Genomic DNA, 12,455 nt, shown 5'->3' on the forward strand with positions numbered 1-12,455 from the left:
GAAATGCCCCCCTAGAAGATATAAATAAGCCTAAAAATCCTTTTCATTGTCGCGAATAGTCCATGTTTAAAGCCCGACAATGCAGAAGCTTGGTGAAGCACCTCGCATGCAACACATGAGACTGAACGTTTGTATGTGAAGGCGCGTTGATGTTTGCCAGTCAGTATAAGGCACTTTAAAAGCTGGTCGAAACCCAACCGATACGCATACCCCCTCGAGCATAGCGCTCAACATAATCGACTTTTTTAAGAAGAATCAGCATTCGTTTTTCTCTGAGTGCGGTTGTATTTAATCAGCGCGTTATTTGATCTAAATCAATTTATCGGATAAAGTTTCAATAATTTCTGAAAGTTCAAAAAGATTACACATCATGACTATGTCGCCAAAAATTGAATCATTCGTTATGCACTTCGGTGAGATGGGTAGCCGTTGGGGATTTAATCGTACCGTGGGGCAAATTTACGCATTACTGGTCATTCACGAAGAGCCTTTAACCGCAAATGATATCGCCACAGCCCTGAGCATTAGCCGCGGCAATGTCAGTATGGGACTTAAAGAATTGCAATCTTGGCGCTTAGTTCACGTGAGCCACCAGCCGGGGGATCGTAAGGACTACTACAGCACCGCGGGTCAAATTTGGGATATGGCAAAAACCGTGTTCGAAGAGCGACGCAAACGCGAAATCGACCCTACTTTAAGCTTGCTCCGCGACCAACTGCTCGACACTGCGGCCAACCAAGAAGAAAAGTACGCTCAAGAACGGATGCGAGAAATTCATGACTTGCTCGAAGGCCTCACTCAGTGGTCCACGGAGCTTCATAGTATGTCACCGGAAACACTCCACAAATTGATGAAACTTGGCTCTGGTTTTAGCAAGGTGGTGGACATGAAGGACAGACTTTTAAATTCTAAAAACTCTTAACCCGCTCCATGCTGGAGGTTGCTATGCTTGACGCTTTTATGTTGTCGCGAATTCAGTTTGCCGCCAATATTAGCTTTCATATTCTATTTCCAACCATCACCATCGCGATGTGTTGGTTTCTGTGCTATTTCAAAATACGATTCGACCTCTCAGGCCATCCGGTATGGATGCGCGCCTATCGATTCTGGGTCAAGGTTTTTGCTCTCACATTCGCACTCGGTGTGGTGTCTGGCATCACCATGTCATTTCAATTTGGCACCAACTGGCCCGGATTTATGGAAACGGTGGGAAATATTGCCGGTCCCTTACTCGGGTATGAAGTACTCACCGCATTTTTCCTTGAAGCCACCTTTTTGGGTGTCATGTTATTTGGCATGAATCGAGTGCCAAATTGGCTACACACGGTATCGACTGTGTTAGTTGCGGTGGGCACAAGCTTATCGGCTTTTTGGATTTTGGCCCTCAACTCATGGATGCAAACTCCCGTTGGCTTTGAGATGCGAGATGGCGTCGCATTCCCCACAGATTGGTTCGAGATTATTTTTAACCCTTCTCTGCCCTATCGTTTGAGCCACATGCTGATTGCTTCAGGCTTGACCGCTTCTTTTTTTATTGCCGGTTTAAGCGCTTATCGAATACTCAAAGGAGATGCCAAAAAAGCACCCAAAGTCGCACTTAAAACGGCGCTTACAGTGGCCGCAATATTAGCGCCACTGCAAGCCTATGTGGGTGATTTGCACGGCTTAAACACACTCAAACATCAGCCACAGAAAATTGCAGCGATAGAAGCGGTATGGCATACCGAAAAAGGCGCGCCATTGGTGTTGTTCGGTATTCCGAATGAAGAGACTCGCCAAACGGACTACGCTATTGAGATACCTAAAGTTGCAAGCCTTATCCTTACCCATGAGTGGGATGGCGAACTCAAAGGGCTGAATGAATTTGAAGGCGCTCATCCGCCGGTAAAGCCACTATTTTTCGGATTTAGGATCATGGTCGCTATGGGCATGCTCATGCTCGCAACCGCTTGGCTTGGCTGCTGGTTTGTGTGGCGTAAGAACTCGATTCCGAGTTGGTTTTCTCGCATTTTAGTCGGTATGACATTCGCTGGGTGGGTGGCCACCCTAGCGGGCTGGTACGTCACCGAAATTGGTCGACAGCCTTGGCTGGTACAAGGCGTACTTAAAACCGCAGATGCTGTGACAACAACGCCGCCTTCGAATATAGCTATATCTCTTGCGCTATACCTGTCACTTTATACGGTGCTGATTGTGGCGTATTTACGCACATTGCTAGTGATGTCTAACCGAGCTGTTGAGTTGGAAGATTACACTATGCCTACTGCGACCGCAGAGGCGACTCCCATTGACATTCAGGAGGTGAAATCATGAGCGAAGCAGAATGGTTACCCATTGTGTTTGTGGGCCTCATGGGGCTTGCCGTTTTACTCTATGCCATTTTAGACGGTTACGATTTGGGCGTTGGCCTACTATTACCTAACGACAATGAGGCACAACGCGACCGTATGATCGCGTCCATTGGGCCTTTTTGGGATGCCAATGAAACCTGGCTAGTGTTAGCTATTGGGCTATTGCTCATTGCTTTTCCCGCAGCTCACAGCGAGATCATGTTGGAATTGTATCTGCCAATCGCAGTCATGCTCAGCGGTTTGATATTGCGCGGGGTGGCCTTTGATTTTCGCGCCAAAGTGGCATTGGATCACAAGCGCACATGGGACCACGTGTTCCGAATCGGTTCGCTCGTCACCAGCCTGTCTCAGGGGTATATGCTGGGGTTGTATGTGGTGGGTTTTGAAGATTCGTCTTCGGCCTTCGGCTTTGCGGCTCTCAGCGCCATTGGAGTGACGGCTGCCTATGCCTACATTGGCGCAGCATGGTTGGTGATGAAAACCGAAGGCGAACTGCAAATCAGAGCGGCAAAGTGGGGCCGACGCAGCGGTTGGTGTTGTTTGGCTGGTGTGCTAGCTGTATGTGCGGTCAATCCCGTTGTGAATCCAGCGGTATTTGATAAGTGGTTTACCTTCCCTTACATGCTGAACATGATGATGATCCCCGTGACATGTCTGGCCATGTTCGCCATTGTCGATCGAATTTTGGCTCGCGTACCACTGCCTGAAGATTTTGGCTGCTGGCTGCCATTTGTGGGAGCCGTGTTAATTTTTATTTTGTGCTTTCAGGGGCTGGCATTTAGCTTCTATCCGTACATTGTTCCGGGCAAAATGGACATATGGCAAGCTGCTAGTGCGCCAGAATCTCTAATGTTTATTTTATATGGGGCTGTTATCGTGGTGCCTGTCATCCTCATGTACACCGCATTTTCTTATCGGGTATTTTGGGGAAAAGCCACGGGCTTAAAATATTATTAAACTTTGAATTAAGTGCAGCCTCTACAACATGGCTGCACGTCTTCGTTTCATTAACAGAATGAGCTGGCTGTTGCCCTCACATCGATTGTTCATATGATTTATCAAGATGACTCTATCCGAATTGTACCTTTGGCGTTGCGCCACCAGCGTATGTACGTTGACCTATATACAGATACCCAAACCATGGCTCATATTGGCAAAGTATCTAGTTCGTCAACCTCACAACGCGCATTTCAAACACTGATCTTGGCTTCCCAACAAATTCCCGTTACACGTCATCACTTTGCCGTTGAGCAATGTGCAACTAGCCACGCCGTTGGATTGGCGACTTTGTATCAATGCAAACATGACCCTAACGCAGCCGAATACGGCATTATGCTCAAGCGCGAAGCGCATGGTAACGGCACAGCACGAATCGTCACACAACAAGTCGCTTTACACGCATTTGACACAATTGGTTTTAAAATCATTGGCGTAGTCATTAATCCAGAAAATCGAGCCTCGGTGGCACTCGCTCGACGTGTCGGTTATCAGCCATTGAGCCACCCACTTCATATTTCACAGTCTGATTGTAATTGGGCTTTGACAAGAGCCCAGCTTTAAAAGTAAGCACTCTGTGCGTTCATCATAACTTTTAAAAAAACAACGCCTCCCGATGTAGCTTTTAGGTTTATTGGGTTGGCTCCCTGTTTCTGAAACGGTATGATTCAAACATAAAGTTACAAACTGTTAACTGTGAGTTGTCCATGCCTCGGCAAGGTTCATTAGTATGCATTAGCTTAGGAATGCGATTAGCAGGGCATATCAGCCCTGTGTCTAAAAGCCATCTCGAAAAAGCAGATGTTGTTTTCAGTGCTATATCTGATGGCGTTACTGAACTTTGGTTACAAGAGCTTCACCCCAATGTCATTAGCCTTCAACAGTACTACCAAGAAGGCAAATCACGAAAAGTCACCTATCAACAAATGGTCGACGCCATGGTTTCAGCTGTGCGCGATGGTCACCGCGTTGTGGGTGCCTTTTATGGACATGCAGGAGTCTTCACTTACCCTTCACACAAAGCCATTCAAATTTGTCGAAATGAAGGTTTTGAAGCCCATATGGAGCCTGGAATCTCTGCTGAAGACTGCTTGTATGCTGATGCAGGTATCGATCCCGGAAAATATGGTTGCCAAAGTTATGAAGCCAGTCAATTCATGTTTTATCAGCGGATCATTGATCCCTCAGCCTATTTAATTTTGTGGCAAGTGGGCGTCACCGGAGACAAGTCATTAGCGCGATTTAGCACGCACCAAGACTATTTAGCTGTTTTAGTTGAACTGCTCAGAGCGCATTACCCGAGCGAACATCAAGTCATGTTATATGAGGCCGCAACCTTACCCATATATGAAACTCGGATGGAATGGGTGACGCTAGATGCTTTACCTAAGGCACAAATGCATCTTCATACAACATTGATGGTGCCGCCATCAGTAAAGCTTAAATCCAATACTGAAATACTTGAGCGATTAGGTAAGATAGCGGAAGCATTCGATTAGAAATTGATCCGTCACCCTAAATTTTTAACCCGAGTGCTATGAATACCAGTAGCATCTAGCAACGACCTAAGGAAAAGATATGTCTAATCTACTTAGTTTTATGATCGAAACAAGCGAAGCAGGGCTCAGCCGCGAGGAATTTTTCGCTGCAATTGAAAACTCTGACCTAACAGAAGCAGAACAAGCCGTTGTCCGCTCTGGCGATATCAATGCAATCTCTGACCTATTGGGAACTCAACCCAAAATTGTTTGCTGTATCGTTCAACCCGAGCCGGATGAAGACGAAGAGCAAGAAGAAGACGAGACTAAAAAAGCTGCAAATGCTTAATCAATATTTCTCTTCAATCACACCCAGCATCTTAGCGATGCTGGTGTTTTTCTGTTCGCTCACAACGAGTGCGACAGAGGCAGGGGTGGGCCTGCATCAATACAGTGTCGAACAGTTACTCACGGCCACTGAAAACATTCGTTTGAAAGATCCAAGCAAAGCTCGCCAAAACATTGATTTTTTTGCAAATCAATGGTCCTAAACTCAACACATCACAACAAGATAGACTCCGATATTTAGACGGTTATTTAAACCTCGTGGAAGGGACCTACGAGGATGGCATTGTCATCTTGAAGACGCTTCATGAAGAATCTAACAACACTGATATCAAAACCCGCTCGGCGCTCACTATCGCCAATCACTACTCGTTATATCGCAATTACCCTGAAGCACTTCAGTATCTTCGGTTAGCCACTTCGTTTCTGCACAAAGCAACCGACCCTGAACTTCAATATATGAATAACTACATCAATGGCTTCTTATATCTGAGCGTCGCGATTGAGAATATTGCCAACGAACATATTGAACAACTCACTCAAGTCGATGTTCCTTCGCGCTGGCAATGCTTGGGCTACCAACTTCGCTTGAAAAGTATTTCTCGTGCCGAGCATGCCGACCTCAATGAAGTTTCAACATTACATTCAACCGCTCATCAGTCATGCGATGACGCGCAAGAGCCTTTGGTAACCTTTACGATTCAGCAATATTACGTCAAAACTCTGATCAAAAACGGCGCTTGGATCTACGCTAAAGAACAATTGCTTCTTACCCAGCCCAGTGATTTGCCGGGCAACTACCCCCTACTCAGTGCTACTTATTACATCCACTTAGCTCAAACGAAAGCGTTTGAAGAGCACTATACCGAAGCCGAAGATCTGATTTTAAGAGGCTTGGATTATCTGCCAGAGGGGTCATTCAATGAAATTGAAGCCACTGCCTATGCCACGCTATACGACATTGCTAATTCACAAAATGATTATCAAAAAGCCATTAAATACTACAAACAATATTCCGACGCCAATACCGCTAATTTAAATGTACAGCGCAATAGTATTCTGGCATTTAATATGGCGCAGCAGCACCTTGATCAAAAGAATCAGCTCATTCAAAACCTAAGTATCGAAAACCTCAAACTTTCCATTGAAAATAACTTATTAAACCCTAACAGCTGGGCTTTTAAGCTCTTGATGAGCATCATTTTTGCGCTATTTTTATGCGTTGTTTTTTACATTGTGGTGATGCGGGCACGTCATCAAGAGAAGTTACGACATTCAAAATACGACATTCTCACCGGCATGGCGCAACGCGATTTATTTGAAACTCTTGCTGACCAAGCTGTTCAGCAGTGTACCAAAACCAATGATGAGCTTTGCGTGGTTGTGATGGACCTCGATCATTTCAAACAAGTGAACGATCAGTTCGGTCATGCGACTGGTGATTGGGTATTGTCCGAGGTAAGTAAAATCATTGAACGTACATTTCGCTCTACTGATATTAAAGGGCGCTTGGGCGGTGAAGAGTTTGTGATATTAATGCCGCATTGCCGCATATTCAGTGCCGAACGCATTGCAAGTAACTGTCTTGAAGCGCTCAGAGCTTTGAACACCCAGCGTAGCGGTTATGAATTTGATGTGACGGCATCGATCGGCATCACCTCGAACAAAATTTCAGGTGCTCAAGTCAAAATGCTTATTGATGATGCCGACAAGGCGATGTACCAAGCCAAGCGAGATGGCAGAAACCGTGCACAACTATTTCATGCGGGAATAGTCCACGAGGCAGACCGAAACGAGAGCAACGAAGCCATCCCCTCCAGCTCTTCTTAACTACAGTAAATAAAAAAGGGATTGCATGTATGCCATGTAATCCCTTTTCGTCACTTTAGCCATCAGCAGCTGAACACTTGCTCGCCTGCCACCCAGGTTTGAGAAATATTAAGTGTTTCATCAAGCACAACTAGATTTGCAATGTGCCCAGCCAATACGCTACCGAATTTATCCGACATATGGAGGCTTCTGGCAGCCGACAAACTGGCCATACGCAGTGCACTTTCAAGTCTAATCTGTGCTCCATTCACCGCTCCTTTAACCGCTTCGTCCATGGTCAAGGCCGAGCCGCCAATGGTGCCTTGCCCATCCACACATTTTCCGTCGCGTACCCAAACCTTGGTATTCACAAAGGTAAAGCTGTCTATGTTAGCTCCCGCAGCTGCCGTTGCATCGGTCACTAAAACCAATCGCTCTCCAAGCATATGATAGGCCATTGCCACATTACTAAACGCTACATGATGGCCGTCTGCAATAATGCCGCAGAATATGTCGTCTGTGATCAAACTCTGTCCTGCTAACCCCGGCTCACGTCCAGTGATGGGAGGCATTGCATTGTATAAATGCGTGACAAAACCCGCTCCGGCATCAAAACCCTGTTTTGCCTGCTGTGCGCTAGCAAGGCTATGCCCCAAAGACACTAAAATGCCTGCTTCGGTCAGCTGTTGAATCACCTCCAATCCTGCTATTTCCGGGGCTAAAGTGACCTTCTTAACCACATCAGCATGAGCACAAATATAGCGCAATAGATCCATCGAAGGCGGACGAACATAATCAATGTCATGAATACCTTTGCGGCCAGGATTCAACCATGGGCCTTCGAGGTGCAACCCCAATACACTTTCAGGCATTTCGATCATGGCTTGTTTGGTCGCTGCAATTGCTTGCTCAATCGTAGCGTCACTACTTGTAATTAAAGTGGGCAGAAAACTAGTGCAGCCGAATCGAATATTTGTTTGATGCATGGTTCGCAACGTGTTGATGGTAGGGTCGTCATTGAACATTACCCCGCCGCAACCGTTCAATTGAAGATCGATATAGCCGGCTGCCAAATACTCGCCGTTCAGATCAACAATCACACTGCTGGTTTGCAAATATGCGGGGAAAGACTCCAATGGCGCAATCTTGCTAATCCATTGATGCTCAATCAATACTGCTAACCCTTCACTGAAACTTGGTGATTGGCCTGGAATGCAGAAATTAGTCAAAAGTCTCATTCATTTATTCCTGTTCAACGGCAAGCCAATCTGCAATATTTTGCTGCTCAAGTTGTTGAAAGTAATTCACTGTTTTCACTTTTAACTCTTGGGTTGCAGCGGCATCACAAACCATGATGCCACGTCGATGGGTTTGCAGCGCAGAAATCGTCCACATGTGATTAACAGAGCCTTCAACCGCAGCATGCACGGCTAATGCTTTTTGGTGGCCATTCGCCAAAATTACCACTTCTTGTGCATCCATCACTGTTCCCACGCCTACCGTCAGAGCAAGTTTTGGCACCAAACTCATGTCACCATCGAAAAAGCGTGAATTGACGATACGGGTGTCTTCGGTCAAAGTTTTAATACGCGTGCGCGACGACAAACTAGAGCCGGGCTCATTGAATGCCAAATGGCCGTCAGTGCCCACACCACCTAAAAATAAATGGATGCCTCCAACGGCAGAAATTTTATCTTCGTAGCGTTGGCATTCTGCTTCCAAATCGCCCGCATTACCATTCAATAAATTAATATTTTCTTTTTTAATATCAACATGATCAAATAAATTTTGATGCATAAATACGCGATAACTTTCAGGGTGACCCTCGGGCATTCCAACATACTCATCCATATTGAATGTGACGACATGCGCAAAGCTCAACAGCCCTTGTTGATGAAGTTTAATCAAGTGTTTATAGGTAGCCAACGGCGTACTTCCCGTAGGTAACCCCATCACAAACGGGCGATCTACAGTGGGTTTAAATGCCTGAATACGATTGGCAATGTGGCGCGCTGCCCAACGACCAATTTGGTCACTGTCGTTTAGAGTAATCAATCGCATGCTGTTGTCCTGTCGGCGCGCAATGAAATGATGCGCAGTGTTGTTACTGTATAAAACAGTCTAACAGACATTATTTTACCGCGTGAATTATGATTGATTATTTGGTGACTTCGATCATAAAAACAACCCTGATATGACAAAATTTAGTTATTTTCATAGGCACCTTATTTTTTCTTGTAAAATATGACGTATATTCAAGTCATCAACAAAGCGTATACATAGAACTCGTGTACGACGACGATAAGGCAGTCTCAAGAGTGAATATATTTGGTTACTTACAAAAGTTAGGTAAAGCGTTAATGCTCCCGATCGCAACGCTTCCTGTCGCAGCTATTTTGCTCCGTCTAGGGCAGCCCGATATGTTGGACATTGCTTTCATGGCGAAAGCCGGTGGCTCTATTTTTGATCAATTACCCCTTCTATTTGCCATCGGTATTGCGATTGGCCTATCTAAAGATGGTTCAGGAGCGGCAGCTCTGGCTGGAGCCGCAGGTTACTTTGTATTGACCGCTGCTGCTTCGACCATTAACGACACCATAAATATGTCATTTTTCGGGGGTATCGTCGCTGGTGTAACCGCTGGACACACCTATAATCGCTTTCATTCACAACGACTGCCCGAATATCTTGCATTCTTTGCTGGAAAACGCCTCGTTCCGATTATGACGGGACTAATCACACTCGTTCTAGCATGGATCGCTGGACATGTTTGGCCTGCAATCCAATTAGGTATCGATACCTTTGGCCACCAAATCGCAAACTCAGGTGCCATTGGGCAATTCATATATGGCACTTTAAACCGAGCATTGATCCCAATTGGCCTCCACCATGTGTTGAATTCCATTTTTTGGTTTGGTTTAGGAGATTTTACCAATGCAGCAGGCGAATTAGTGAAAGGCGACTTACCTCGATTTTTTGCCGGTGATCCAAGCGCTGGTCGCTTTATGGTTGGGTTTTACCCCGTCATGATGTTCGGCCTACCTGCCGCAGCTTTGGCCATGTACTTAGCAGCTCCAGTGAGTCGCAGACCTGCGGTAGGCGGAATGTTATTGAGCTTGGGTTTAACAAGTATGCTTACCGGTGTCACCGAGCCGCTCGAATTTATGTTTGTATTCTTGGCACCTGCCCTCTATGCCGTTCATGCAATTCTGACAGGCGTAGCAATGGTAGTGACCAATAGCTTGGGCGTGCTTCATGGTTTTGGTTTTTCCGCGGGTATGTTCGACTTTATTTTGAATTGGGGACTCGCCACCAAGCCGAGCATATTATTGGTGGTTGGCCCCTTATTCGGTGTGATTTATTTTTGTACCTTTTACTTTGGCATTCAGTGTTTCAATTTCAGCACACCTGGACGAGAGAGCGAATCACCCGTGCATACCGCAGCGTCTGATGCCATCCGTTTTACCAAAGTCCTTGGTGGTCCCAACAACATTAACCAACTGACAAGTTGCATCACGCGCATTCGAGCACAAGTAGTGGACCCGCGCTTGATTGATGAAAATGTGGCGCGTGAAGCCGGGGTAAAAGGCATTATTACCAACTCTAACAACACAGTGCAGCTCGTTATTGGTAAAGGGGCTCCCGCGATTGTTGACGACATGCAACACCTCCCCTCAAACATTGATTGGACAAACATAGAAACAGCGCAACCCAACACGAGTGTTCCTATTGAAACGCAAACACAGTCAGCGCCACCTTCATCATCGACGAACCAAGCCGCAGACTATTTGGCTGCTCTTGGTGGACACGCCAATATAAAGCAAATTGGGGCTTGTATAACCCGTTTAAGGTTGCAGGTTTACGATACACAGATTATTAGCGACGACGAACTCAAAAAAATAGGCGCGCAGGGTGTCGTTAGAATTGGAGATGACAATATTCAGGTGATTATAGGCCCACTGGCGGAAGTGATTGCAGCAGAAATGCAGGCACTTGAGACCTAACTCAATTTAGGCTCGGTATCGACTCACAAAAAAGCCTGCATCAACGCAAGCTTCTTATGATTATTCATTTCAACACAGTAGTGTGTCATTGTGCTAGCTCACCAAAACTTGGGAAGACGCTGCTGACTTAGTGCTATTGCCTGAATAAGGAACTGACATGTGCCATTGCCCTTGATGCCGCACCTTGGATAACTTGTAAGGACGTTCGTCTGGAATCAACATCTGATAACTTTGGCAATCACCACTGATACGAATACATGCCATATGTGCAGAATATATATTGATTTGCCAACTTGATTGCATTTCAAAATCTCCTCGTAAGGTGGATGACAAGTGAATTTGTCGACAGTATTTATGACCTCGATGGAATTTTGCTCACAGCTGAATTAAATATACGATTGATCGAGATCAAATAGTGCCCAGCGATTGGCAATAATCACGTAGAATGCTAGCCTTACGCGCTTGTTAGAAACGTCCCAGCATGGAGACAGGTGATGACGGCAAATCGTGGGTCTTTAATTATAGTCTCTGCTCCGAGCGGCGCAGGTAAATCTAGTCTTATTTCTGCACTTATTGAAGCATTAGGAACCAATCGAGTCCAAGTGTCGGTGTCTCATACCACCCGAGCCCCTCGCCCAGGCGAGATAGATGGGCAACACTATCACTTTGTGTCACACCAAGAGTTTCACGCACTCATTGAGCAAGGTGTATTCTTCGAATATGCCGAAGTGTTTGGTCATTACTATGGCACCAGCTGCCAAGCCATTGAGCAACAACTTAATAACGGCATTGATGTGATGCTCGACATTGATTGGCAAGGCGCTCAACAAATTCGCAAGCAAGTGAACGATTCTGTCAGCGTGTTCATTTTGCCCCCATCAAGCGCTGAGCTTGAAAGCCGATTGCGAAACCGAGGCCAAGACAGCGACGAAATCATCGCGGGGCGCATGGCCAAAGCACAGGCCGAAATGTCACATTTCAACGAATACGATTACATCATCGTCAACGACAATTTCGAGCATGCATTGGCCGATATGCGCAATGTTGTGGCCAGTGCAAGACTCCGTCTGGCTGGACAATTACAGCGCCACAAAGTTATGCTCAATGAATTACTGGCGGAAGGCGTCTGATTTAGGTAGAATTCCGTCCCTTTTTTAATCTTTTGGAGGCCGCTATGGCTCGCGTTACCGTTGAAGATGCAGTCGATCAAATCGGCAACCGTTTTGATCTTGTTCTAGTTGCAGCACGTCGTGCACGCCAACTTGCTACCGGTGGTAAAGAACCACTTGTTGATGCAGACAATGATAAACCTACAGTTTTAGCACTGCGTGAAATTGAAGAAGGCTTAATCACAGCAGCCTCTTTGGACGCAGACCACGTTCGTGAACAGCAAGAACAAGAAGCGGCTGAAATCGCATCTGTTTCTGCTATTAATCACGGCGGCTTCTAATTTAAAGTATTGATGCGGGGTG

The 12,455-nt window shown here is 46.0% G+C and carries 14 protein-coding genes; 11 read left to right on the forward strand and 3 right to left on the reverse strand.

Annotated features, from left to right (window positions below; all coding sequences use genetic code 11):
• The first annotated feature begins 370 nt into the window (after positions 1-370).
• From NAF29_RS15150 to NAF29_RS15185, 8 genes are all read left to right on the forward strand, one after another.
• Positions 371-922, forward strand: coding sequence for a GbsR/MarR family transcriptional regulator (locus NAF29_RS15150; RefSeq protein ID WP_251262466.1), 552 nt, complete (start codon positions 371-373; stop codon positions 920-922).
• Positions 923-945: 23 nt separating this feature from the next.
• The gene (locus tag NAF29_RS15155) at positions 946-2,313 is read left to right on the forward strand and encodes a cytochrome ubiquinol oxidase subunit I (protein ID WP_251262467.1); all 1,368 of its coding nucleotides are present in this window, start codon (positions 946-948) and stop codon (positions 2,311-2,313) included.
• Entirely contained in the window at positions 2,310-3,308 is a 999-nt protein-coding gene (locus NAF29_RS15160) for a cytochrome d ubiquinol oxidase subunit II (protein ID WP_251262468.1), read from the forward strand. The genes NAF29_RS15155 and NAF29_RS15160 overlap by 4 nt, the downstream gene beginning before the upstream one ends.
• A gap of 93 nt (positions 3,309-3,401) precedes the next feature.
• Positions 3,402-3,911, forward strand: a complete 510-nt coding sequence (locus NAF29_RS15165) for a GNAT family N-acetyltransferase (protein WP_251262469.1) — start codon at positions 3,402-3,404, stop codon at positions 3,909-3,911.
• A 143-nt stretch (positions 3,912-4,054) separates the two neighbouring features.
• Positions 4,055-4,846, forward strand: a complete 792-nt coding sequence (locus tag NAF29_RS15170) for an SAM-dependent methyltransferase (protein WP_251262470.1) — start codon at positions 4,055-4,057, stop codon at positions 4,844-4,846.
• A 79-nt stretch (positions 4,847-4,925) separates the two neighbouring features.
• Positions 4,926-5,174: a hypothetical protein gene (locus NAF29_RS15175; RefSeq protein ID WP_251262471.1), complete on the forward strand. Its 249-nt coding sequence runs from the start codon at positions 4,926-4,928 to the stop codon at positions 5,172-5,174.
• On the forward strand, positions 5,167-5,376 hold the full coding sequence (locus NAF29_RS15180) for a hypothetical protein (protein WP_251262472.1): 210 nt from the start codon (positions 5,167-5,169) through the stop codon (positions 5,374-5,376). Before NAF29_RS15175 ends, NAF29_RS15180 begins: the two co-directional genes overlap by 8 nt.
• Positions 5,377-5,464: 88 nt before the next feature.
• On the forward strand, positions 5,465-7,000 hold the full coding sequence (locus tag NAF29_RS15185; RefSeq protein ID WP_251262473.1) for a tetratricopeptide repeat-containing diguanylate cyclase: 1,536 nt from the start codon (positions 5,465-5,467) through the stop codon (positions 6,998-7,000).
• A 62-nt stretch (positions 7,001-7,062) separates the two neighbouring features.
• On the opposite strand, the gene nagA is transcribed toward NAF29_RS15185, so the two are convergent.
• Together nagA and nagB are read right to left on the reverse strand one after the other, a co-directional pair.
• Positions 7,063-8,217: an N-acetylglucosamine-6-phosphate deacetylase gene (gene nagA, locus NAF29_RS15190; protein WP_251262474.1), complete on the reverse strand. Its 1,155-nt coding sequence runs from the start codon at positions 8,215-8,217 to the stop codon at positions 7,063-7,065.
• Between the two features lie 4 nt (positions 8,218-8,221).
• Positions 8,222-9,040, reverse strand: coding sequence for a glucosamine-6-phosphate deaminase (gene nagB, locus NAF29_RS15195; RefSeq protein ID WP_251262475.1), 819 nt, complete (start codon positions 9,038-9,040; stop codon positions 8,222-8,224).
• Positions 9,041-9,297: 257 nt separating this feature from the next.
• Here nagB and nagE point away from each other — a divergent pair, with 257 nt between their 5' ends.
• The gene (gene nagE, locus NAF29_RS15200) at positions 9,298-10,983 is read left to right on the forward strand and encodes an N-acetylglucosamine-specific PTS transporter subunit IIBC (protein WP_349665589.1); all 1,686 of its coding nucleotides are present in this window, start codon (positions 9,298-9,300) and stop codon (positions 10,981-10,983) included.
• 93 nt (positions 10,984-11,076) lie between these two features.
• Here the strand turns inward: nagE and NAF29_RS15210 are convergent, their stop codons facing one another.
• Positions 11,077-11,286: a hypothetical protein gene (locus NAF29_RS15210; RefSeq protein ID WP_251262476.1), complete on the reverse strand. Its 210-nt coding sequence runs from the start codon at positions 11,284-11,286 to the stop codon at positions 11,077-11,079.
• Between the two features lie 191 nt (positions 11,287-11,477).
• Between NAF29_RS15210 and gmk the strand changes: the two genes are divergently transcribed.
• Positions 11,478-12,113 carry a guanylate kinase gene (gmk, locus tag NAF29_RS15215; RefSeq protein WP_251262477.1) on the forward strand — a complete coding sequence of 212 codons (636 nt, stop codon included), beginning with the start codon at positions 11,478-11,480 and terminating at the stop codon, positions 12,111-12,113.
• Positions 12,114-12,157: 44 nt separating this feature from the next.
• The gene (gene rpoZ / locus NAF29_RS15220) at positions 12,158-12,433 is read left to right on the forward strand and encodes a DNA-directed RNA polymerase subunit omega (RefSeq protein ID WP_251262478.1); all 276 of its coding nucleotides are present in this window, start codon (positions 12,158-12,160) and stop codon (positions 12,431-12,433) included.
• Positions 12,434-12,455: the final 22 nt, after the last annotated feature.

The organism is Echinimonas agarilytica (genome assembly GCF_023703465.1).
Classification (GTDB): Bacteria; Pseudomonadota; Gammaproteobacteria; order Enterobacterales; family Neiellaceae; genus Echinimonas; species Echinimonas agarilytica.